16 protein-coding genes are annotated in these 22,937 nt (G+C 72.6%); 13 read left to right on the top strand and 3 right to left on the bottom strand.

The window, feature by feature from the left end; all coding sequences use genetic code 11:
• From ACH4DZ_RS36475 to ACH4DZ_RS36465, 3 genes are all read right to left on the bottom strand, one after another.
• Positions 1 to 282, bottom strand: a complete 282-nt coding sequence (locus tag ACH4DZ_RS36475) for a phosphopantetheine-binding protein (protein ID WP_398292621.1) — start codon at positions 280 to 282, stop codon at positions 1 to 3.
• Entirely contained in the window at positions 279 to 1,799 is a 1,521-nt protein-coding gene (locus ACH4DZ_RS36470) for an AMP-binding protein (RefSeq protein WP_398292619.1), read from the bottom strand. Before ACH4DZ_RS36470 ends, ACH4DZ_RS36475 begins: the two co-directional genes overlap by 4 nt.
• Positions 1,800 to 2,106: 307 nt before the next feature.
• Positions 2,107 to 3,768, bottom strand: coding sequence for a DUF885 domain-containing protein (locus ACH4DZ_RS36465; protein ID WP_398292617.1), 1,662 nt, complete (start codon positions 3,766 to 3,768; stop codon positions 2,107 to 2,109).
• 371 nt (positions 3,769 to 4,139) lie between these two features.
• Between ACH4DZ_RS36465 and ACH4DZ_RS36460 the strand changes: the two genes are divergently transcribed.
• From ACH4DZ_RS36460 to ACH4DZ_RS36400, 13 genes are all read left to right on the top strand, one after another.
• The gene (locus ACH4DZ_RS36460; RefSeq protein ID WP_398292615.1) at positions 4,140 to 4,934 is read left to right on the top strand and encodes a class II aldolase/adducin family protein; all 795 of its coding nucleotides are present in this window, start codon (positions 4,140 to 4,142) and stop codon (positions 4,932 to 4,934) included.
• Positions 4,935 to 5,069: 135 nt separating this feature from the next.
• Positions 5,070 to 6,089: a ketoacyl-ACP synthase III family protein gene (locus ACH4DZ_RS36455; RefSeq protein WP_398292613.1), complete on the top strand. Its 1,020-nt coding sequence runs from the start codon at positions 5,070 to 5,072 to the stop codon at positions 6,087 to 6,089.
• Positions 6,090 to 6,340: 251 nt separating this feature from the next.
• Positions 6,341 to 7,780 carry a 3-phosphoshikimate 1-carboxyvinyltransferase gene (locus tag ACH4DZ_RS36450; protein WP_398292611.1) on the top strand — a complete coding sequence of 480 codons (1,440 nt, stop codon included), beginning with the start codon at positions 6,341 to 6,343 and terminating at the stop codon, positions 7,778 to 7,780.
• The gene (locus tag ACH4DZ_RS36445) at positions 7,780 to 9,117 is read left to right on the top strand and encodes an aspartate aminotransferase family protein (RefSeq protein WP_398292609.1); all 1,338 of its coding nucleotides are present in this window, start codon (positions 7,780 to 7,782) and stop codon (positions 9,115 to 9,117) included. The genes ACH4DZ_RS36450 and ACH4DZ_RS36445 overlap by 1 nt, the downstream gene beginning before the upstream one ends.
• Entirely contained in the window at positions 9,114 to 10,367 is a 1,254-nt protein-coding gene (locus ACH4DZ_RS36440; protein WP_398292607.1) for a Coenzyme F420 hydrogenase/dehydrogenase, beta subunit C-terminal domain, read from the top strand. Before ACH4DZ_RS36445 ends, ACH4DZ_RS36440 begins: the two co-directional genes overlap by 4 nt.
• Positions 10,364 to 11,416: an alcohol dehydrogenase catalytic domain-containing protein gene (locus ACH4DZ_RS36435; protein ID WP_398292605.1), complete on the top strand. Its 1,053-nt coding sequence runs from the start codon at positions 10,364 to 10,366 to the stop codon at positions 11,414 to 11,416. The genes ACH4DZ_RS36440 and ACH4DZ_RS36435 overlap by 4 nt, the downstream gene beginning before the upstream one ends.
• Complete coding sequence (locus tag ACH4DZ_RS36430; protein ID WP_398292603.1) at positions 11,413 to 13,548, top strand: AMP-binding protein; 2,136 nt, start codon at positions 11,413 to 11,415, stop codon at positions 13,546 to 13,548. Before ACH4DZ_RS36435 ends, ACH4DZ_RS36430 begins: the two co-directional genes overlap by 4 nt.
• Positions 13,541 to 18,382 (top strand): beta-ketoacyl synthase N-terminal-like domain-containing protein, encoded by a 4,842-nt coding sequence (locus tag ACH4DZ_RS36425; protein WP_398292601.1) that lies wholly within the window; start codon positions 13,541 to 13,543, stop codon positions 18,380 to 18,382. The genes ACH4DZ_RS36430 and ACH4DZ_RS36425 overlap by 8 nt, the downstream gene beginning before the upstream one ends.
• Before the next feature lie 5 nt (positions 18,383 to 18,387).
• Complete coding sequence (locus ACH4DZ_RS36420; protein WP_398292599.1) at positions 18,388 to 19,419, top strand: MupA/Atu3671 family FMN-dependent luciferase-like monooxygenase; 1,032 nt, start codon at positions 18,388 to 18,390, stop codon at positions 19,417 to 19,419.
• Positions 19,416 to 20,786, top strand: a complete 1,371-nt coding sequence (locus ACH4DZ_RS36415; protein ID WP_398292597.1) for a condensation domain-containing protein — start codon at positions 19,416 to 19,418, stop codon at positions 20,784 to 20,786. The genes ACH4DZ_RS36420 and ACH4DZ_RS36415 overlap by 4 nt, the downstream gene beginning before the upstream one ends.
• Positions 20,783 to 21,745, top strand: a complete 963-nt coding sequence (locus ACH4DZ_RS36410) for an acyl carrier protein (RefSeq protein WP_398292595.1) — start codon at positions 20,783 to 20,785, stop codon at positions 21,743 to 21,745. The genes ACH4DZ_RS36415 and ACH4DZ_RS36410 overlap by 4 nt, the downstream gene beginning before the upstream one ends.
• Positions 21,742 to 22,290, top strand: coding sequence for a flavin reductase family protein (locus tag ACH4DZ_RS36405; protein ID WP_398292593.1), 549 nt, complete (start codon positions 21,742 to 21,744; stop codon positions 22,288 to 22,290). Before ACH4DZ_RS36410 ends, ACH4DZ_RS36405 begins: the two co-directional genes overlap by 4 nt.
• Positions 22,291 to 22,362: 72 nt before the next feature.
• Positions 22,363 to 22,926, top strand: a complete 564-nt coding sequence (locus ACH4DZ_RS36400; protein WP_398292591.1) for a GNAT family N-acetyltransferase — start codon at positions 22,363 to 22,365, stop codon at positions 22,924 to 22,926.
• Positions 22,927 to 22,937 lie beyond the last annotated feature (11 nt).

The following is a 22,937-nucleotide window of genomic DNA, read 5'->3' as shown; positions in this document are numbered from 1 at the left end:
CTAGTGCGTCTTTCCGCCGGTGGTGCCGGTTGCGCCGGTGGGCGTGTTCGTTTCGACGAAGTCCTGGATGGCCGCCACCGACCGGAAGGACTGGAGCGACAGGTCCAGGTCCTCGACCGGGAGGCGGTAGCGCTCCCGCAGCCAGCCGATGAGCTCCAGCAGTTGGAGACTGTTCAGCACCCCCGTGTCGAACAGGTCCAGCGACGGCTCCAGGTCCGCGGCGGAGGTGTCGGGCAGGTAGGTGGCGACGATGTGCTGGGTGATCTCGTGCCGCAGGCTCATGCTGAGGACTCCGGTTGAGTGGGTCGGTACGGACGGGCGTGGTGCCTGGCGGCGAGTACGGACCGCACCTGGGCGCGGTCGACCTTGCCGGTGATGCCGGTGGGCAGTGGTTCGCGCGTGAGATGGACGGTGGGGACGGCCGCCTGGGGCAGCCAGGCGGAGCAGTGCGTGAGCAGTTGCAGGCCGGTGACCGCGCAGTCGGGGGCCACCCGCACCAGGGCGTGCAGGCGGGTGGCGGGGCCGGGCGCCGCGAGCGCTACCACCGCGGCCTCCATGACCTCGGGATGGCTCTGCGCCACCTGTTCCACCGCCTCCGGGCTGACCCGGACGCCGCCCACCTTGACCTGGAAGTCGTCGCGCCCGACCAGGGTCAGCTCGCCCTCGGTGTCGCGCCGGACCAGATCGCCGGTCCGGAACCAGACCGGCTCCGAGGTGCCCGGCGCGGGACGTACGAACCTGTCGTCGGGGTCTTCCGCGCCCAGGTACCCGTCCGCCTGGAACGGGGTGTGCACGAGCAGTTCGCCGGTGCCGGGCCCGTCCAGTTCACGGCCGTCGCAGACCAGCCGGACACGGGCGCCCGGCAGCGGGCCGCCCAGCGGCAGTGCTTCCAGGTCGGCCGCCTCCCGCGCGCCGCACGAGTACAGCAGGCTGTCGTTGGTCTCCGTGCAGCCGTACACGTTGTGGAACTCGGCCAGGGGAAAGAGCCGGGCCAGTCGGCCGCGCAGGGGACGTGGGGTGTGCTCGCCGGTGAGCAGCACATGGCGGACCGAGGTGAAGGGCCCGGTGTCCGTCCCGGCCTCGGACAGCAGCCGGAACAGCGTCGGCACCGCCTGGACGACCTCGGGCCCGGTCTCCCTGAGCAGCCGCACCAGGTGACGCGGGTCGGCGGCCCGGCCGGGGTCCACCGGGATCACACACCCGCCGTGCCGCAGGGTCGCCCAGACGTCGAACAGACTGAGGTCGAAGTTCAGCGGGGCGTAGCTGAGCACCCGGTGGCCCGTACCGAGCGGGAAGGCACTGCCGGCCCAGCGGGTGAACCGGTCCAGCGCGGTGTGGCTCAGGCAGACGGTCTTCGGCAGTTTCGTCGATCCCGAGGTGGTGAGCAGCAGGGCGGAGCCGGGTGGCGCCGCCCGGGCGGCCACTCGGACCGGTTCGAGTGCGGCCCCTCCGTGCGCGCCCGGCACGAGAAGCCCGCCGCAGCCCGCCCGTTCCGCCAGCCGGGCCGCGGCCTGCCGGCCCAGGTCGGGGGAGAGCAGCAGAACGGTCCGCCGGGCGAGCAGACAGGCCAGCACCAGGGCGAGCGACGCGGGGGACTTCACCGCGCGGACCGCCAGCGGGGCGTCCCCGTGGAGGTCCGGCTCGGCGAGCCGGTCGGCGGCCGTGCCCGCGAGGGCGGCCAGCTCGCCGTAGGTGAGCGTGGCGCCGTTCCACAGCAGCGCCGGAGAGTCCGGTGCGCGCCGGTCGTGCGCGAGGACGTCCCGCGCGAGGGAATCGAGCATGGTGTCCGTACCGCCCATTCCTGGATTCTTTCGGGGCAGCCGCATGCCGGTTCAGCGGCGGTTGCACGCCTGAAGGGATCTTGAAAAGCCTGAAGAGACCTGCGGAGAACAGATATGAGCGGGTGTCAGTGTCTTCCAGTATTCGACACCGAGTCAGGGCCGGATTGCCGGTGCCGTGAAATTTCTCTCCGGAACGGGGCCGCCATACAGTTCCGCGAGAAATGCATAGGCCGCCCCTTTCGTGAATCGACTGCATGGCCTGCACGATGTACGGATACTTCGCCTCTGTAATACGTGGGCGAAGAGCCTCAAACGGAATGGTCGTTCACAGGGCCGCCAGACTTTCGCGCAGCGTGTCCAGACCCATGGCGCCCAGACTCAGCGCGCGGCTGTGGAACGCCCTGGCGTCGAACGCCGGGCCATGGCGGCGGCGGGCCTCGTCGCGGGCGGCGCACCACACCCGCTCGCCGAGCTTGTACGAGGCGGCCTGTCCCGGCCAGCCCAGGTAGCGGTCGATCTCCTCGTCCACGCCGCCCGGATCGATGAGCGTGCGGGTCAGCAGGAAGTCCCGGCCCAGCTCGGGCGTCCAGCGTTCGCCCTCGTGGAAGCCGACGCCGGCCGGGACGGGCAGTTCGAGGTGCATACCGGTGTCGATGACCACCCGCGCCGCGCGGAACAGTTGCGCGTCCAGCATGCCCATGAGGGCGGCGTCGTCCTTCAGGTGGCCCAGTTCCCGCATCAGCCGCTCCGCGTACAGGGCCCAGCCCTCGCTGTGGGCCGACACGTGGCACACCAGCCGCTGGAAGCGGTTGAGGCGGCCGGCCTGCAGCACGGCGGTGCCGACCTGCAGGTGATGGCCGGGAACGCCCTCGTGGTACACGGTGGTGACCTTGCGCCAGGTGGGGTGGTGGGTCCGGCCCGCGGGCAGCGACCACCACACGCGGCCCGGCCGGGAGAGGTCGTCCGAGGGGCCGGTGTAGTACGTGCCACCGCCCGCCGGCGCGATCCGGCACTCCAGCGTGGCCAGTCGCGTGGGGATGTCGAAATGCGACCCGCGCAGCTCTGCCGTCGCCGCGTCGGAGAGGTCCTGTGCCCAGCGCCGGAAGGCCTCCGCTCCCTCCGCCAGACAGGCCGGATCGGCATTCAGCGCGGCGGCCGCCCCGCGCGGTCCGGCGCCTGGCGCGATCCGGTCGGCCACCTGCCGCAGTTCGGCCTCGATGGCGAGGAACTCCTGCCAGCCCCAGGCGTGGACCTCGACCGGGTCCAGCGCGGCACCGGTGAAGTAGCGGAGCCACAACCGGTAGGTGTCGGCGCCGACGGCGTCCCGGACCGGCGCCGACGGGGCCAGCTCGTCGCGCAGGAAGCGGGCCAGTCCGGAGTAGGCCGCGGAGGCCGCCCGCACGCCCGCGTCCAGGTCCGCGCGGAGCGCGGCCGGTACGTCGGCGTCGGCGGTCAGTGTGGCGAAGTACCCCGCCGCCCAGCTGTCGCACTGCGCGGCACACCCCGTGACCTGGCGCAGCGCCGCCACCGTGCCGCGGGAGGCGGCGTGCCGCAGGCCCTCCTGAAGGCGCGTCACGGCCTCGGGGACCCGGGCCAGCCGGGACGCGATCACCGCCCAGTCCGCCGGGGCGCGGGTCGGCATCAGGTCGAAGACCGAGCGCAGGAGCTGTACCGGACTCTCGATGACGTTGAGCGCGGCGCTGTCGAGCCCGGCGTCGTGGATCTCCACCTCCATCCCCACGCGTTCGGCGAAGACGGTCTGGGCGGTGGCCTCGGCGGTGTCCCGCGGCCGGGCGGCGGCCACGGCGCGCAGTGCCGCGGCGTTCAGGTCGGAGCGGGCGCGGTGGCCCTCGGGTGAGTAGTCGGTCAGCCGGCCCTCCTGGCCGGGGATGCCTCGAACGGTGGCGGCGACCGGGTCCAGGTCTGCGTGGCGGGTGACGTAGTCGTCGCATAAGGAGTGAACGGAGTCAGTAACCGCAGCGTGCATATGCCGACTGTAGGGACCGGCTGGCAGAATCAGCCACCACTTTGAGAGCCGTCACTTGATCATCTATGAAGATATATCGTAATTTTCTGGACAAAAAACGACAAACCTGATGTTGAGATTTCACCGAGGAGCCTGTGACTCCACGCCACAGGGGTTACCTCGTGGGAGTTTTGTCCGAGCTGAGGAAATCATTCCGGCAACGCTATCCGGCCATTGTTCGAAACGATTTTGAGGCGATCGCAAAATTGCTCTTTGCGATAATGGGATTGACACGGCTCGGCGACTCTGGGGTAGCCTCCAAAGCGATCTAGGCGATGCCTGGCATACGCGAGAATCGGCTCAGTCAAAATCCACGGGGGTGGAGTCGACGCATGAGTCTCCATGATCTGAAGCCAATACCGAAAGATCAATTGTTTTTCCGTTGGCCGCATTCGTACGAGGATGTGAAGGAAGAACGGAAGCATCGCCAGGAGAGCCTTCTGGTGGCATTCCGCCTCTTCGGCAGATTCGGATTCGAAGAGGGAACCGCAGGGCACATCACCGCCCGCGATCCCGAGCACACGGACTTCTTCTGGGCCAACCCCTACGGGGTCTCCTTCAGGCACATCCGGCGGGATGACCTGGTCCTCGTCGACGCCCAGGGCGCGGTGGTCGAGGGCCGCCACCATGTCAACGAGTCGGCGTTCGCCATCCACTCGCGGATCCACAGCGCCCGCCCCGAGGTGGTGTCCGCGGCGCACAGCCACTCCCTGCACGGCAGGGCGCTGTCGTCCATGGGCGCGAAGCTGGAGCCGCTGACCCAGGACGCCTGCGCGTTCTACGAGGCGCACGGTCTCTACGACGACTACAACGGCGTGGTGACCGACCTGGAGGAGGGCAAGCGCATCGCCGTCGCCCTCGGCGACCACAAGGCGGTGATCCTGCGCAACCACGGGCTGCTCACCGTCGGGCGCTCCGTCGAGGCCGCGGCCTGGTGGTTCATCACGATGGAGCGCTCCTGCCAGGCGCAGCTGCTGGCCAAGGCCGCCGGCCGGGTGGTCCCCATCGATCACGGGACCGCCTGCGCGGCGCGGGACCAGCTCGGCAACGACGACATGGGCTGGATCAACTTCCAGCCGCTGCGCGACCAGGTCCTCCGCGAGGAGCCCGACCTGTTCGACCGGTGACGGCCGAGCCGGCCCATCTCCAGGGCCGTTGAGGGGCCGGGATCAGTGACGACCAGGACCGATGACGACCAGGACCGATGACGGCCGGGAACAGTGGCGGCCGAGATCGATGACGACCAACGGGGGTCGCGAACAGTGGACGACGTCTACCTTTCCGGGATCGGCGGCTACGTGCCCGCCGACCGGACCACGGTGAGGGAAGCGGTCGCGGACGGCCGCTACGAACAGGTCTGGAACGGCAAGGACCGCCTGGAGTCAGTGGCTGTGGAGACTCTGCTCTCGCCGGCCGAGATGGCGGTCAGAGCGGGCCGGCAGGCACTGCTGCGCTCCGGGCACCGCCCGCAGGACGTCAGCCTCCTGCTGCACGCCACCGCGTACCGCCAGGGCCCGGAGGCATGGGCCGCGGCGTCGTACGTGGAGCGGTACACCGTCGCCGCCGGGGCCCCGGCACTGGAGATCCGGCAGGGCTGCAACGGCGGCATGTTCGCGCTCGACCTGGCCAGGAACCACCTGGGGCAGTACGCGGACACGGCTGTGCTGATCACCTGTGCGGACCGGTTCGACGGCGAGTTCGACCGATGGCGGACGAACAAGGGCATGGTCTTCGGTGACGGAGCGGCAGCCGTCGTGATGTCCCGCCGACGAGGTGTCGCCCGGGTCCTCGGCATCGCGACACGGGCCGACTCCGAGCTGGAACAGATGCACCGGGGCGAGGCGCCGCTGGCGTCGTCGACACTGCGGCGCGGGCCGCTGGACGCCGGACCGGGCAAGAAGGCCTTCCTGCGCACCACTTCCTCGTCCGAGGTGCAGCGCCGTTTCGAGGCCCAGGTCGTCGCCGCGGTGGACCGCGCGCTGTCCGAGGCGGGCACCAAGCTGGACGCCATCGCCCAGGTGCTGGTGTCGAACCTGGGGCACGAGATGCTCACCCGGGTGTTCCTGGAACCGCTGGGGCTGCCCGTGGAACGCACCGCCTGGCGGTGGGGCAGGCGCATCGGCCACCTCGCCAACAGCGACCAGTTCCTGGCACTCGAACACCAGTTGCGTACCGGTGTGTTGCACGAGGGCGACCTTGTGCTGCTGGTCGGCATGGGCGTCGGTTTCGTCTGGACCGCCACGGTGCTGGAGATCGCGGAACAGCCCGTCCGGACGCACTGACCGAGCGAGCCCGACCGGTCGGCTGTGGCCCGAACCGCGGCACCTGCTGCGGCCCCCTCCGCGCCGATCACATGAACACCGCGCACATGAAGACCGCGCACCGGAACACCGCGCACGCGAAACCTCGTACCCGCATCCCCCTTACACGCGCAGCGGCCTCGTGCCGCCGGGCGGCCGCGTACCGAGCGGTGCCGCCCAGTCCGTCTCGATTCCGGCGGCCGATCTTGTCCGGTCGCCATGGGAGTGTGTCCGTGCTGGAAGTGAAGGGCCCTGACAGGCCCGCGACCATCTCGCCCGACCTCGTCGTGGAGGGCGGCAGAACCGGCGATCAGGCGTCCACCGTCGACGTGCCGGGCGACAAGTCGGTCAGCCACCGCGCCCTGCTGGCCGCCCTGCTGCCCGGCGCGCCGCAGCGGCTCACGATCCGCAACGCCAACCTGGGCGGCGCGGTCCGCGCGTTGTTCCCGGCCCTGCGGGCGCTCGGCCTGGACACCCTCGTCGAGGGGAACGTCCTCACCGTGCGCCGCGCCGCCCCCGTCCCGCAGCCGGTGCGCCCCCACCACGGGATCCCGCACTGGCCGGACGGCCTCCCGCTGGGGCCGGACGGCCTCCCCTATCTGGAGACCGCGGGCTCCAGCGCGGCCGCCCGGCTTCTGATCGGGGTGCTCGCGGGCGCCGGCCGCGGTGCCGTCGTGGACGGGGACGAGGTGCTGCGGCACCGCCCCATGGACTGGATCGTCACTCCCCTCAACGAACTGGGCGCGGAAATCCATTACTTGGGTCACCCCGGCCGGCTGCCGGTGATCGTGGGCGGCCGGGTGCACCGCTCCCGGCGGGTGGAGCTGGCCGTCGGCAGCGCCCAGGCCCGTTCGGCCGTCCTGCTCGGCGCGGTCGCGGCCGGCGTACCGGCCGAACTGCGCCACCCCGTGCGCTCACGGGACCACACCGAGCGGATGCTCGCCGCCTTCGGTGTCCGGCTGACCGAGGGCCCCGGTGTGGTCGGTTACGACGGCGGCCCCTGCTCCGTGCCGCCGGTCATCGACGTTCCCGGCGACCCGTCGCTCGCGGCCTATCCCGTCGCCGCGCACCTGCTGCGGGGCACCGGAGAACTGCGGATCCCCGACGTCTGCCTGAATCCGACCAGGACCGGCTTCTTCGACGTCCTGCGTCGCGCCGGGGCGGCCATCGACTACCAGGACCTGCGCACCACCGCCGGCGGCGAACCTGTCGGTACGGTCGTCACCAGGGCCGGCCTGGACGGCGTCCGGGCGGTGACGGCCGACGACCCCGGGACACTGCACGCCCTGATCGACGAGGTGCCGCTGCTCGCCGTGGTCGCGGCCCGGCTGCCCGGCACGTCGACGATCCGCTGCGCCGGGGAACTGCGGTTCAAGGAAACGGACCGGCTCGTCACGACCGCGCGGATGGCCGCCGCCTTCGGCGCCCGCGTCCGCGTGGAACAGGACGGGCTGACGGTGAACGGGCCGCGGGCGGGCGGCACCGCCGTGCTGTCCGCCGGGACCGTACCCAGTTTCGAGGACCACCGCATCGCCATGGCCGCGGCCACCCTGGCCACGGCTCTGCCCGGGCGCACCACGATCACCGGTGGTGCCTGCCACTCCACGTCCTTCCCCGGCTTCACCGCCGTCCTGCGGGCGGTCGGCGCCGCGATCCATGAGGTCACCCTGTGATGAACAGCAACCGATTACGCACGGCCTACGAAGCCCGGTCGACCGGTACCACGGCGGGCCCCGCGTTCAGCTCCGGCCACGGACCCTGGCTCCGTACCGGCGACGGCACCGCCTGGTTCGACGGCACCTCCGGCAGCGGGGCGGCCACCCTGGGCCACCAGCATCCGGCGGTCGTCGAGGCCGCCGCCGCCCAGTTGACCCGGCTCGTCCACACCGGCTGCAAGCTGAACTCCGATCCGCGTATCCGGATGGTCCGCCGACTGGGCGCGCTGTCCCCCTACCGGGAGCCCGCGGTGCTGCCCACCGTGACCGGCGCGGAAGCCGTCGAGGCCGCCCTGAAGGTGGCCCGCGCGGCGACGGGACACCGGTCCGTCGTCAGCTTCCGCCACGCATACCACGGCAAGACCGCCGGGGCCCTGGCACTCACCTGGCGAGCCGAGTTCAAGCGGTTCAGCGCCGGGCCGCCCGGCCCGGTCTTCACCGCCACACTGCCCGATCCACGGCGTCCGTACGAGGACGGCTCGGGTGGGACGGCGGCCGTCCTGCCGGACCTGACCGCGGCACTGGACGAAGCCGAGCACCACGGGGGAGTGGCCGCCGTCGTCCTGGAGCCGATCCAGGTCACCGAGGGGATGCTGACCGTCGACCCGGCACTGCTGGACCGGATCGCCCGGGCCGCGCACGACCGGGGCGCCCTGCTGGTGCTGGACGAGATCTACACCGGACTCGGCCGTGCCGGGCGGATGTTCACGGCCGAACTCATGGCAGAGACCCCCGATCTGACCCTGGTTGGCAAGACGCTGGGCAACGGCTTCCCGATCAGCGCCGTACTGGGGGAACAGCGGGTCATGGACGCGCTGCCCCCCGGGGTGCAGACGTCGACCTACTCCGGCAGCCCGCTGTGCTGTGCCGCCGCCTCGGCGGTCCTCGACACCCTGGTCGACCAGGACGTGCCGGCCAGGGCCAGGGTCCTGGGGCAGCGGCTCGACGACCGGCTCGGCGAACTGGCCGCCGACCACCCGTGGATGGCCTCCGTGCGCACCGCCGGGGCCCTCGCGGCCTTCGACTGCGTGCGGAACGGCCGACCCGACCCGGCGCGCGCCGAGGCGGTCGTCGAGGCCGCGTCGCAGGCCAGGTTGCTGCTGTTCGGCGGGGGACCGGAAGGCGCCACCGTCAAGATCGTCCCACCGGCCCTGCTGACGGAGGACGAGCTCGGATTCCTCCTCCACGGCCTCGCCACCGCGGTCTCCGACGCCGACGCCACCGCGGTCTCCGATGCCGACGAAGCAGAAGCCGGTCAGTCGGGAGCCCGCCAGGCGGGAGGGGTCCTGCGATGACCTTCCAGGAACTCTCCGAAGCGGTGCTGCAGAAGGACCTGTGCACCGTGTGCGGGGCCTGCCAACTCGCCTGCCCGGCCGGGGTGGTGGGCTTCTCGGACCTTGATCCGGTGCTCACCGAACCCTCATGGACCGAGTCCGACTGCGGCGACTGCCGGGACTGCCTGGACGTCTGCCCCGGCGCCGACCCGGGCACCCCGGCCGCCGAGACGAGGCTGTTCGGCCGGAGCCGTACTCCGCGGGAGCGGTGGACCGGCATCTTCTCCGAGGTGCTCGCCGGCCACGCGCTCGACCCCGTCGTCTTCGAGGCGTCCGCGAGCGGCGGCAGCCTCACCGCACTCCTCCAGACCGCCCTCACGGTGCTCGGCACGGACGTCGTGCTGACGATGGGCCGGGACCCGGAGCAGCCCTGGCGGGCCGCCCCCGCCCTGGTCCGGGAGCCGCGACTGCTGGCGGAGACCGCGCAGTCCACGTACCAGCTCGCCCCCTACCTGGGCGCGCTCCGCGACGTGATGCTCACCGAACCCGACGCCGACGTGGCCGTGGTCGGCGTCGCCTGCCACATCCAGGCGCTGCGCAAGCTCCAGGCCATGGACACCGCCGCCGGGCGCTGGGCCCGCGACCACGTCGTGCTCGCGGTCGAACCCGCCTGCTCCTCCAGCACCCGCCCCGAGGGCACCCGGGCCGTCATCGAGGAACGCGCGCTGGTCCCGGTCGACTCCGTGGTCCGGCTCCGCTACCGCGAGGGCGACTACCCCGGTGAGATCGCGATCGGCACCCGGGACGGCGGCGACCACCGGGTGGCGTTCTGGCAGGCCGTGCGCGACTTCGCGAAGAACAAGACGTACCGCTGTCTGTCGTGCGGGGACTGGCTGTCGGGTCTGGCCGACGTCAGCGTCAGCGACGGCGATCCCAACATCTTCGCCGCCAGCGTGGACGGGGCGCGCGAACTCAAGCACGGCCGGGTGTTCGTCCGTACCGAGGCCGGTGCCGCCGCGGTCGCCGCCGCCCGGGACCACGGCTTCTTCACCGGCAGCCCCACGGACCTGTCCGGGCTCAATCTCGGCCTGGAGCGCAAACGCAACCGCCGTGCCTCGTACGAGAGGTCCGGCAGGCCCGTACCGGACGGCCCGATCCCCGGTCACCGGGAGGAGATGGAGATCGTCCCGGACGAGCGGTGGATCGCCGTACCCGGCCAGGACCCGCCGACGGACCGGCTGACCGCCGCCGACCGAGGGAGCAACCGATGACCTCCGCCGTCGACACCCGCACGGTCCTGTCGCGACGACTGCTGGCCGGCCGCGGCGCGCTGCCCGAGCCGGTCGAGGTGGGCGTCGGGCCGGTCGGCACCGGCGAGCTGCGCATCCGCGCGGCATACAGCCTGATCAGTCCCGGCACCGAACTGCACTACCTTGACCGGCTGATGGGCACCGGCGAGACCTTCCCGCTGGGCTACTGCTCGGCGGGCACGGTGGAAGCGGTCGGCCCCGGCGCGACCGGCTTCGCGGTGGGCGACCGGGTGACCGCCATGGGATGGGGCGAGGCCACCCACGGCGACGTGATCGTCGTGCCCTACCGGCTGTGCCGACCGGTGCCCGACACCGTGCACCTCGCCGACGCGGTCGTGGCCAACCTGGCCGCCACCGCCGTGCACGCCGTCGACCGCGCCGAACTGCGGCCCGGCGACGAAGTCGCGGTCGTCGGCGCGGGAATGGTCGGACTGCTGATCGCCCAGACCGTCGCCGCCGCCGGGCACCGGGTCAGCGTCACCGACCTGCGCCCCGGCCGTCTGCGCACGGCCGAGGCGCTGGGCGTGCCGGTGTGGGAGGCGCCCTTCCCGTCCGGCCCGCCGACCCCGGCCGGAGGTGCCCGCTGCGTCTTCCTCTGCGGTACGGGAGAGACGAGCGGCACGCTGGCCGAGGCAGCCCGATGGGCCGCCCGCGCCCCCGACCGGCCACGGGTGGTCGGCGTGGGACGGTTCGCCGCGCGGGTCGAGTTCAGCGTCGGGCTGGGCAACCTGGATCTGCGGTACGCGGCCCGTTGCGGAGCCGGTTACCGCGATTTCGCCTACGCCCGCGGATACACCGATGTCACCCCGCCCCGGGGCCAGGCGACCGTCACCGAGAACCTGCAGCGGGCCCTGGACCTGATCGCCGTCGGGGCCATTCGCCCCGACCGGATGGGGCTTCCGCGGCTGCCGCTGGAGCAGGCCGCCGACGCGTACGCCGAACTGCGAGGACGCCCGGCCCACCCGGCGGTGGTCTTCGCCTACGGACCGGCCGAGGAGAGCCGCACATGACCGACACCGCTCCGGTATCCGTCGTGGACACCGGCCACCGCCCGTTCCCGGACGCCGACCGGGCGGGCACCCTGATCCACCGCTTCCTGCGGACCGCCGACGCCTTCCCCCACCGGGAGGCCGTCGTCACTCCGGACGTCCGCCGGACCTACCGGCAGACCGCGGAACTGTCCGCGCGCGTGTGCGGCGCTCTGACCGGGGCGGGCCTGCGGCCTGGCGACCGGGTCGGACTGCTCTTCTCGCACGGAGCCGAGATGGTCGGCGCCCTCCTCGGTGCGCTGCGCGCCGGGCTGTCCTACGTCCCGCTGGACGCCGCCTATCCGCCACCGCGACTGGCCGGCATGGCCGCCGACTCCGGCATCCGTACGCTCGTCGCGGGCCCCGGGCACATGGGGACGGCCCGGCTGATCGCCGACGGACAGTCCTGCCCGGTGCTCCCGTACGCGGACCTGGCCGGGCACGAGCCCGCACTGGACGAGCCGGTACTGGACGAGCCCGTACCGGAAGCGCCCCTCCTAACCGACGACCCCCTGCCGGAAGAGAGCCCCGCGCGCCCGGAGTCGGAGGCGTACGTCCTGTTCACCTCGGGCTCCACCGGCCGCCCCAAGCCCGTCACGCAGACGCATCGCAACGTGCTGCACCACACCCGTGTCTGGACCGACGGGCTGAGGGTGGGCCCCCTCGACCGGCTCTCCCTGCAGTCCGCGTACAGCTGGGACTCGGCGGTCCAGGACACCTTCACCGCGCTGCTGAACGGGGCCGCGCTGTACCCGGTGGACCTCAGAACGCTCGGTGTCACCGGCCTGTTGGGGTGGCTGGCCGACGAGCGGGTCACCGTGTACCACTCCACGCTGCCGGTCTTCCGGGCCCTGACGCGTGCCATGGAGACCCGTGGGGTGCGGTTGCCCGCCATGCGCGTGCTCGCCCTCGGCGGCGACACCCTCCACCTCGCCGACCTCGACACCTGCCGGCGCCACTTCGAGCCGCACTGCCGGGTGGCCGGGGCCTACGGCTCCACCGAGTGCTCCTGCGCCCTGTTGCGGGTCGCCGACCTCGCCTACCGGCCGCCCACCGGGGTGTTCCCGCTGGGCCGGGCGGTGCCCGAGACGGAAGTCCGGCTGGTCGACGACGGCCGCACGGTGCACGGGCCCGGCGAGGGCGAGATCGTCGTGGTCAGCGAGTACCTCGCCCCGGGCGCGGCCCCGGACGGCAGGACGTACCGTACGGGCGATCTGGCCAGGCGGCTGGACGACGGGACGCTGCTGCTCGTCGGGCGCCGGGGGACGCAGGTCAAAATCTCCGGGATCCGGGTGGAGACCGGTGAGGTGGAGGCCGCCCTCAAACAGCTCGCGCAGGTGCGCGAGGCGGTGGTGGCGCCGTACACCGACGGTATGGGAGAACGTCAACTCGCCGCCCACGTCGTGTTCGAGGACGGCACCGCGCTCGAACCCGCCGCGCTCCGCGCGCAGTTGCGCCGCACGCTTCCCGATCACGCGGTGCCCACCGCCTATCTGCCCCTGCGTGAACTGCCGTTGACGGCCAACCACAAGATCGACCGCGCGGCCCTGCCCGATCCGCTCACCGCCACCGGGCCTTTTCGCGCCCGGCCCGCACCGGCGACGCGGGGGCCGGTGGAGGACGCCGTCACCGAGGCCTGGCGGGACGCACTCGGTGTCCGGGCGCCCGGCCCGGAGGAGAACTTCTTCGATCTGGGCGGCACCTCCCTGCGGATGGCCGCCGTCCACGAACGCCTCACCCGCTCCCTCGTTCCCGCCCTGCGCATGACCGATCTCTACCGGGCCCCGACCATCCGGGCCCTGTCCGCCCTGGTCACCCGGCTGACCGCGGAACGCAACGGGCCGCCGTCCGACGACGCCGCCCAGGGGGCCGCCCGCGGCCTGCGCCGCCGGACCGCCCGCACACCACGCCGCGCGGCGGTCCGTACCGCCGCCCCCTCCGAACCCGCCTCCCGACCCACCACCCACTCCGAACCCGTCCTCCGACCCACCACCCCCTCCGAACCCGTCCTCCGACCCACCACCCACTCCGAATCCACTCCCCGGCCCGTCACCCACCCCACTCCGCCCGTCGGCGATCAGCGCCGCACCGCCCCAGGAGGCACGCATGGCTGAGCTTCAGGACGCCCCCTCACCGGCCGGACGCATCGCCGTCGTCGGCATGGACTGCCGTCTGCCGGGCGCCAGGAACCATCAGGACTACTGGCAGAACCTGCTCGCGGGCACCGAGCACATCACCGACCTCGACGAGGAGCGGCTGACGGCCGCGGGGGTCTTTGGACAGGCCCTCGCCGACCCACGCCGGGTGCGCCGGGCCGCGGTCGTCGAGGACACCGACCGGTTCGACGCGTCCTTCTTCTTCCTCAGCTCCCGCGAGGCCGAGCGCATGGACCCGCAGCTGCGGCTGTTCCTGCAGACCGCCTGGGCGGCCATGGAGCACAGCGGCCACGACTCCGAGGTCTACCCGGGCCGCGTCGGCGTCTTCGCGGGTTCGCTGCACAGCACGTACCTGCTGAACAACGTGCTGACCGGCGAGCGCGGCTTCAACGGCTCGCTGGAGCGGATGCAGCAGGACATGGCGACCCTGATGGGCAACGACCCCGGCCACCTCACCACCCGCGCCTCCTACCACCTCAAACTGACCGGCCCGAGCTTCGGTGTGCAGACGGCCTGTTCGACCTCCCTGGTCGCCGTTCATCTGGCCGCCCAGAGCCTGCTGTCCCAGGAGTGCGACCTCGTGCTGGCCGGCGGTGTCGCCCTGCGCTTCCCGCAGGAGGCCGGTTACCTGCACGAGCCCGACGGCATCACCTCCGCCTCCGGCCGGGTACGGCCCTTCGACGCCGGTGCGGACGGCACGGTGTTCGGCAACGGCGCCGGAGTCGTCGTCCTCAAACGGCTGGAGGACGCGCTGGCCGACGGCGACACCGTGTGGGCCGTGCTGCTCGGCTCGGCCGTGGGCAACGACGGCAACGACCGCGCGGGATACACCGCTCCGGGCGTCTCCGGACAGGCCGCGGTACTCGCCGAGGCCCTCGGCGTCGCCGGGGTCGACCCCGCCACCGTCAGCTATCTGGAGGCACACGGCACCGGTACGAGGATGGGGGACCCGATCGAACTCGCGGCGGCCCGCCAGGCGTACGGCACCGACGGGCCGCTCACCCTGGGATCGGTGAAGGCCAACATCGGTCACCTGAGCACCGCGGCCGGGGTGGCCGGCCTGATCAAGTGCGTGCTGATGCTGCACCACCGCACGATCGTGCCGATGCCGCACTTCACCGCGTGGAACCCGGAGTGCGCCACCGACGGATCCCGCTTCCGGGTGGCCACCGCCGCCGAGCCGTGGCAGGCCGACGGTTCGGCCCTGCGCTGTGCCGTCACCTCCACCGGCATGGGCGGCACCACCGCCCACGTGGTCCTGGAGGAGGCACCACCCGCCGCCGCCGAGGCGCCGGGCGCCGCCCCCGCTCCGACCGTGGTGCTGCTGCCGGTCTCCGCCAAGTCCCCGGCCGCGCTGGAGAAGGCACGTCTCGCGCTCGCCGACCACCTGGAGGCCACCGCACCAGGAGAGGCCGCGCTGCGGAGCCCGCTCGGCGACACGCACCTGGACGACGCCGCGTACACCCAGGCCACCACCCGGCACACCTTCGACCACCGGGCCGTGGTCACGGCGCCGGACCGGCAGACCGCCGTCCGCGCGCTGCGCACCGGTGAACCCCGGCACGTCCACCAGGACTCCGGCCACCCCGCCCCGCGGCCGGTCACCTTCCTGCTCCCCGGCCAGGGCGCGCAGTACCCCGCCATGGGCCGGGGCTGGTACGAGCAACTGCCCGTCTACCGCCGGGTTCTCGACGAGTGCGCGGAACTGCTCGAACCCTCTCTCGGCTTCGACCTGCGCGACGCGCTGCACCCGGCTTCGCGCGACCAGCGCCACCAGCGCGACCAGCGGGACGAGCGGTACGACCTGAGGCGCACCCGTCTCACCCAGCCCGCGCTGTTCGCGGTGGAGTACGCGCTGGCCCGGCAGTACATGGCCTGGGGGATCAGTCCCGCCGCCCTCATCGGGCACAGCATCGGCGAGTACGTCGCCGCCACGCTGGCCGGGGTGTTCCACCTGCCGGACGCGCTGCAGGTGGTCGCCGAGCGGGGTCGGCTGATCGACGCCCTGCCCGAGGGAGCGATGGCTGCCGTGATGGCAGGCCCCGAGAAGCTGACCCCCTACCTGGGCGACGGGGTGGATCTCGCGGCCGTCAACGAGCCCACCGTGTGCACCGTGGCGGGCAGCCACGACGCCATGCGGGCGTTCACCGCCAAACTCACCGCCGACGGCATCACCCACCGCAAGGTCGCCACCTCGCACGCCTTCCACTCGGCGATGATGGAACCGGCGGTGGAACCCCTCACCCGGCTGCTGCGCGAGGTGGGGCCGCGCCGCCCGCGGATCCCCTTCCTGTCCAACCTGACCGGCACCTGGATCCGCGACGAGGAGGCCACCGACCCCGCCTACTGGGGCGCCCACCTGCGCGCGCCGGTCCGGTTCGCGGACGACGTGGCCACGGCGCTCACCAAGGGGGACCAGGTCTTCGTGGAAGTGGGACCCGGTCACACCCTGGCCACCTTCACCCGGCGCCACCCGGACCGGGAGACCGGCATACCGGTGCTCACCTCCACCGCCCGCGGCAAGGACCCCGCGGCCGACCTCCCCGCCCTCACCGCGGCGCTGGGCCGCCTGTGGGCGCTCGGCCTGACCCCGGACTGGCAGGGCTACTACGCCGGCCGGGGCCGCCGTAAGGTCCCGCTGCCCACCTATCCCTTCGAGGGCAACCGTTATTGGGTCGAGCCCGGCACCGGCAGCCTCTCCGGGACGGGCGGCGACAGTTCCACCACCGTGCCCAAGTTGCCGCTGGACGAGTGGTTCACCGTGCCGGTGTGGCACCAGGCCGTCGGCACACTCGACGCCGAGCCCGCTCCGCTCACCGAGCCGGTACTGCTCTTCACGGACACGGACACGGACACGGACACGGACACGGACACTGGCGCAGGCGCAGGCGCAGGCACGGGCACAGCCGTCGACATGGACGCTGACGCCGACGCGGGAGCCGGAACGGGCCGTGTCGCCGCCCGGCTGGCAGCACACGCCCTGACCGGTGAAGTGCTGACGGTCACCTCCGGCAGCGGCTACTCCCGCGACGGCACCGCCTTCACCGTGCGGCCCGACTCCGAGGAGGACCACCACCGGCTGGTCGCCGAACTCCTCGCCGAGAACCGGCTCCCCGGGCACGTGGTCCACGCCTGGTCCACCGCCCCGCTGTCGTCCGAACGGGGCGTGGCACGCTTCGAAAAGGCCCAGCGCCACGGGCTGTACAGCCTCATCGCCCTGGTGAAGGCGCTCAGCGCACACGGCGTCACCGATCCCGTCCAGCTCGACATCGTCAGCGCCGGGGCCTACGCCGTCGGCCCCGCCGATCCCGAACCCGTCGCCGAACTGGCGCCCCTGGCACTCGCCGCCCGGGTCATCGGCCAGGAGCACGGCAACATCGGCGCCCGCCACTTCGACCTGCCCGCCGACCCCGACGAACGGTCGCTGCGCACGCTGGCCGCGGAGATCGCCGGCACCCGGCCCCCCGAGCTGGCCGTGACACTGCGCGGCGGCAGGCGCTGGGTGGCGGACCTGCGGCCGGTGCGCGCGGACTGGTCCGCGGAGGCCACCTCACGGCTGCGGCCCGAGGGCGTCTACCTGATCACCGGCGGACTAGGCGAGATCGGCTCGCTCCTCGCGCACTGGCTGCACCGCGAGACCGGGGCCCGCCTCGCGCTGCTGACCCGCGACCCCCTGCCGGACCGCGCGGAATGGGACGCGTGGCTCGACAGCCACGGGGCCGACGACGAGACCGCCCTGCGGATCGGCCGCCTGCGCTCCCTCCAGGACGCCGGGGCCACCACCTTCCTGGTGCACGCCGACGTGGCCGACACACCGGCGCTGCGGGCGGCGGTGGAGGGCGTCGAGGAACGGTACGGCGCACTGCACGGGGTGATCCACGCCGCGGGTCTGCCCGGCGAGCGGTGGGACCGCCCGGTCACCGAGTCCGGCGTGGAACAGTGCCGGTGGCACTTCGTGCCCAAGGCCCACGGCCAGATCGCCCTGGAGGAGGTGCTGGCCGGACGGCGGGTCGACTTCTGCCTGCTGCTCTCCTCGCTGGCCGGTGTCCTCGGCGGACTGCGGCTGCTGGCCTACGGCGCCGCCAACCACTTCATGGACGCCGCTGCCGAACGGGCCAACCGGGACCTCGACCGCACCGTCTGGATCAGCGCCGCCTGGGACGTCTGGCAGCACCACCAGGACGAGAAGCGGGCCCTGTCCGCGATCGGCCGCAGCATGGACGACAAGGCGATCCAGCCCGAGGAGGGCCTGGAAGCCGTCCGCCGCCTGCTGACCCTGCGCGACGTCTCCCATGTGGCCGTGTCCACCTGGGACATCGGACACCGCCTCGACCAGTGGGTGCGGGACCCCCGGATCGGCCGGCCCGCCGACGGGTCCGCGGCACCCGGCCAGGACCTGCCGGACATCGGCCCGGACGCCGCCGATCTCACCTCGCAGGTGACCCGGCTGATCGCGGAAGCGCTCGGCAGCGAGGGCCTGTCGCCGCAGGCCGACATCTTCGAGCAGGGCGGCGACTCGCTCCTGATCGTCCGGCTGCTGTCCGACATCCGCCGGTACTTCTCCGTCGAGGTGCCGCTGGCCGACGTCCTGTCCGAGCCGACACCCGCGGCGCTGGCCGACGCGGTCCGGCAGCGCCTGGAGGCCCGTGCGGCAACCGGCCCGGCCGAGGCGGCCGACGACGCGACCGAGGCCCTGGCGGCCGAACTGGCCGAACTGGCCGCGCTGGCTCCGCAGGACGCCGAGCAACTCCTGTCCGACGCGCTGCACGAAGACCGGGCCAAGGAGGCCTGACACTTATGGAATTCAGCCTGATCTTCTTCTCCGGGGACGAGAAGAACAAGTACCGGTTCGTCTTCGACGCCGCCAGGTACGCCGACGAGAACGGCTTCACCGCCATCTGGACCCCCGAACGGCACTTCCACCGCTTCGGCGGCCTCTACCCCAACCCCTCGGTACTGGGAGCCGCGCTGGCCGGCGCCACCCGGCGCCTCGGTATCCGCGCGGGCAGCGTCGTCCTGCCCCTGCACAGCCCGATCCGGGTGGCCGAGGAGTGGGCGGTGGTCGACAACCTGTCCCACGGGCGGGCCGGCATCGCCCTGGCCACCGGGTTCAGCCCGGTGGACTTCGCCATCAACCCGGACGGCTGGCAGGACCGGCGACAGCGCACCTTCGACGCCGTGGACACCATCCGCGAACTCTGGGAAGGCGCACCGGTCTCGGCCCAGGACGCCCTCGGGAACCACGTCGAACTGGAACTGCACCCCCAGCCGGTCCAGCCCCAGCTGCCGATCTGGCTCACCTGCACCAAGAGCCCGGACACCTTCGAGACGGCCGGCCGCCTCGGCTGCAACGTACTGACCGCCCTGATCGACATGACCAACGAGGAGCTGGAGGACAAGCTCGCCCTCTACTACAAAACCCTCCAGGACTACGGGCACGACCCGGACGACGTCACCGTCACGCTGATGCTGCACACCTTCATCGGCACCGACCTGGAGGAGGTGCGGCAGACCGTCCGGCCGCCCTTCACGGACTATCTGCGCTCCTTCCTGACCGTCATCGACTCGCAGAAGAAGAACCTTGCTCCGGGAGCCGGCGTACGGGACATGTCCGAGGCCGACCAGGACCAGCTCATCGACTTCGCCTTCGACAAGTACTTCGAGAAGGGCGCGCTGCTGGGCACCCCCGACTCCTGCACCGCGGTGGTCGACCGCTTCAAAGGCATGGGCGTCAACGAGATCGCCTGTCTCATCGACTTCGGCGTCGACGAACAACTCGTCGTCGAGAGCCTGAGCCACCTCAACGAACTACGGAGGCGCTACGCATGACCGCCGGTGTCCCCGCGGGGCTGGCCGCACGGCTCGCCGCGCTCAGCCCTGAGCAACTGAACCTGCTCCGAGCCCGGTTACGTGAACAGAAACCCCGGGCTCAAGAACGGCTGACCCCGGGCCAGGAGCGGCTGTGGCGCGCACACCACCTGGCCGAGGGCCGGCCCGTGGACGTCGTCTGCCAGGCCGTGCGCCTGACCGGGGCCCCGGTCGACCTCGACCTGCTGGCCGAACGCGTCCAGGGTTTCGTCCGCGCCCACGAGGCGCTGCGCACCACCTTCCACGTCGAGGAGGACAGCGGCGCGGTGCGGCCGGAGGTGCACGAGGACCTGCCGCCCCGACTGGTCCGCACCCGCTGCCCCGAGGGGCCGGAGCAGGCGCACGCCCTGGCCCGTGAGCTGGCGCACGACCCGTTCGACCTGGCCGAAGGGCCGCTTCTGCGGGTGGCCCTGGCCGAGGGAGCCTCCGCCGAGGAGGCCTGGCTGCTCGTCGTCGTACACAATGTGGTGTTCGACGCCTGGTCCTTCGAGCTGCTGCTCGACGAACTCGCCCGTGACCACGCCGTTCCCGCTCCGGCGCCGTGTCCCTTCAGTCGTTTCGCCGTGGAGCAGGCCGAAACGACCGCCGGACCGCAGGGCCGGGCGGCGGCCCGCTTCTGGGCGGACGAACTGGCGGGCGCCCCGCCGCCGCTCGCCACCGACCGCCCCCGGGGACAGACTGCCCCAGGCACCGGAGCACGAGTGGACTTCGCCCTGCCCGGCGCCGTGGCCCAGGGCATCGCCGAAGCGGCCCGGGGCTCGGCCGCCACCGCCTACGCCGGCTGGGCGGCCGTCGCGTGGGCCACGCTCGCCGCGTCCGGCGGCCGACCCGACGTGCTGCTCGGCACCTTCACCGCCAACCGGGACGGACCCGACGCGCAGCGGACCGTCGGCTACCTGCTCAACGTACTGCCGCTTCGCCTGCGCGATCCCGGCGACGGCACCTGGGGGGCGCGGATCAGGGCCGCCCACACGGCGTCGAAAAGAGGGCTGCGGCACGCGTCCTACCCGGGGGAGCTGATCACGGCCGAACGCCGGCTCCCCGGCCCGCACCCGCTGTTCGACGTGGCGTTCGTGTTCGACAGCCCGGCCGGGCCCCGCGCGGCGCGGGGCGCCGTCGTCTCCACGTCCGACGTCGACAAGGGCGTGGCCCGCTACGCTCTGACGATCGCGATCCACCCCGCCCCCGAAGGCGCCTCCGGCTGGATCGAGTACGACACCGCCCTGTACGACAGGAACACCGTGGACCGTCTCGCCGACCGGTTCACGGCACTGGCCGCGCAGGCGTCCGGTGCGGCGGGGCGGGCGTCGCGAGAGGCCGGGCAGTGATCACGCCGCGGCTGTGCGCCGCCGCCTACGAACTGGGCGAGTACGAGGCTCCTGTGACGGAGTTGCCGGAACTGAGCGCCGCGCCGGACGTGGCGGCCGAACTGACCTCTCCGGCGGCCGGGTTCTCCCTCTACCGCTGGTCGCAGGCGCCACTGGTGGAGCTGATGGCCGTGGCCGCGCGGAAGTGCCTGGCCGGAGCCGGCGTCCCGGGCAAGGCCGTGGACACGGTACTGCTCGCCACGGACTCCCTCCCGCACGATCGCAGCGCCCACCGCGATGTCGCCGACCTGCTCCGGGAGACCGGCATGACCGGCGCCACGGTCGCCACGCTCGGTCTGATGGACTGTGCCACGGCGATGTTCGCGCTGGGCAACGCGGCCTCACTGGTCCGGGACGGCACCGCACGGCACGTCATGGTCATCAGCGGTGACCTGGCCGACTTCTCGACCGGCGGGGAGCGCCTCGTGGCCGGCGGCGCAGCCGTCGCCAGTGACGGGGCCGCCGCCGCCCTGGTCTCCGCCGACGCACCGGGGCTGCCGATCCTGGCGATGGCCCACCACGGCACGGCCGAGGAACGCCGGGACGCACCGCCGCACCAGCGGCTGACCGCCCGCCTGGCCGCCTACCGGGAGCTGTTCACCGGCCTGTCGGACCGGCACCGCGTCCGGCCGGACAGGTCGCTCGTCCTGCCCAGCAACTTCGCGCGCAACGTGATGGGGATGTACCTCGCCGACGTCGGATTCGACAGCCGGCGCATCGCGATGGACAGCGTGGGCCGCATCGCCCACTGCCAGGGCAGCGACCCCCTGATCCACCTCGCCGACCGGCTCGGCGCCGCGGAGCCCGCCACCGGCCCGGGCACCCCGCAGGAGTACGTCCTGCTCGGCGCCGGCATGTCCCATCTGGCCGCGGTGCTGCTCGGCGCCGACGCGCTCCCGGCGGAGGGGGAATTCCGTTGACCATCCACGCCACGGCCGCGGAGCCGGTGACCGCCTCGCTCCTGCGCACCACGGCCCGCTGTCTTCCCACGGGGGTCACCGTGGTGACCAGCGGGCTGGGGCCCCACATACACGGTATGACGGTCAACTCCTTCACGACCCTGTCGCTCGAACCCCCGCTGGTGTCCTTCGGCGTGCGGCACGACGCCAGGATCAGAGGGCTGGTGGAGCGCACCGGCGGCTTCGTCGTCAACGTCCTCGCCGCCGAACAGGCCGAGCTGGCCCGGTGGTTCGCCAACCGGAACCGCCCGCTGGGCGCGGAGAGCTTCACCGAGGTACGTACCGAGGGCGAGACGGTGACCGGCGGTGTACGCATCGCCGGGACCGTCGGGTACTTCGCCTGCCGGGCCGTGCGGTTCATCGAGCTCGGTGACCACATGCTGGTGGTCGGCCTGGTGCTGGAGTGCGGTGCTCGCGAGAAGGTGCCCCAACTGCTGTTCGTGGACGGGCAGTTGAGCCCCGCTTCGGCACGGCCCGCCGAACCGCCCCGAACCGAGGAACAGTGACCCGGGAAGTGCCCCGGGACGTGACTGAGAAGTGACCCGAGAAGTGATCCGGGAAAGGAGCAGGACCCGAAGATGACCGCACCGCGCATCCGTGCACTCCGGGAGTCGGACTATCCCTCGCTGATCGCCCAGGTGGACGACTGGTGGGGCCGCCCGGTGGCCCACATGCTGCCCCGGCTGTTCCTGCGCCACTTCCACGCGACCAGCCTGGCGGCCGTGACCGGTCAGGGGGTGCTCGCCGGATTCCTGGTCGGTATCGTCTCGCCCTCCGAACCGGGGGAGGCGCACACCCACTTCATCGCGGTCGCCCCCGGCCACCGCGGGTCCGGCCTCGGCGGTGTGCTCTACAGACGGTTCTTCGAGCTGGCCGGAAAGCGGGGGTGCCGGACCGTCACCGCGGTCGTGTCGCCCGGCAACACCCGGTCCCAGCGCTTCCATCTCGCGACGGGGTTCGAGCCGGTTCCCCTGCCGTCGGCGGGCCCGCCGGACAGGGAGCGCCTGCCGGACGCGCGGAGCCCGGCGGACAGGGAAGCCCCGGCGGCTGCGGGGGCCCTGGCGGATACGGAGGGCCTGCCCGTCTGGAAGGACTGGGACGGCCCGGGGGAGGACCGTGTCCGGTTCTCGTACGCACTGTGACGAGGAGAGTC

This window comes from Streptomyces sp. NPDC017991, from assembly GCF_044328075.1.
Taxonomy (GTDB): Bacteria; Actinomycetota; Actinomycetes; order Streptomycetales; family Streptomycetaceae; genus Streptomyces.
Note: the sequence above shows the minus strand (reverse complement) of the source record. Positions and strands in the feature narration are given on the sequence as shown.